General features: G+C 65.5%; 1 pseudogene. It reads left to right on the top strand.

Annotation, left to right across the window (positions count from 1 at the left end):
* Nucleotides 1-264, top strand: a pseudogene (locus tag OH705_RS27665) (ABC transporter ATP-binding protein); the annotation flags it as partial.

The raw sequence follows: 264 nt of genomic DNA, 5'->3' as shown, positions 1-264 counted from the left end.
AGGTGCTCGGCGAGCCGTTCCAGCTGGACGACTTCGTCAAGCCGCCGCAACTGGGCAGTCGCCTCTACTACAAGATGTTCGGCGGCACCCACCTGGTGAACCGCGCCGGGCTGGCGCGGACCTTCCAGAACATCCGCCTGTTCAAGGACATGTCGGTGGTGGAGAACCTGCTGGTGGCGCAGCACATGTTCGTCAACCGCAACCTGCTCGCCGGCATCCTCAACACTCCCGGCTATCGCCGCGCCGAGAGCGAGGCGCTGGACC

It is taken from the genome of Pseudomonas sp. BJa3 (genome assembly GCF_026343815.1).
GTDB lineage: Bacteria > Pseudomonadota > Gammaproteobacteria > Pseudomonadales > Pseudomonadaceae > Aquipseudomonas > Aquipseudomonas soli.
Note: the sequence above shows the minus strand (reverse complement) of the source record. Positions and strands in the feature narration are given on the sequence as shown.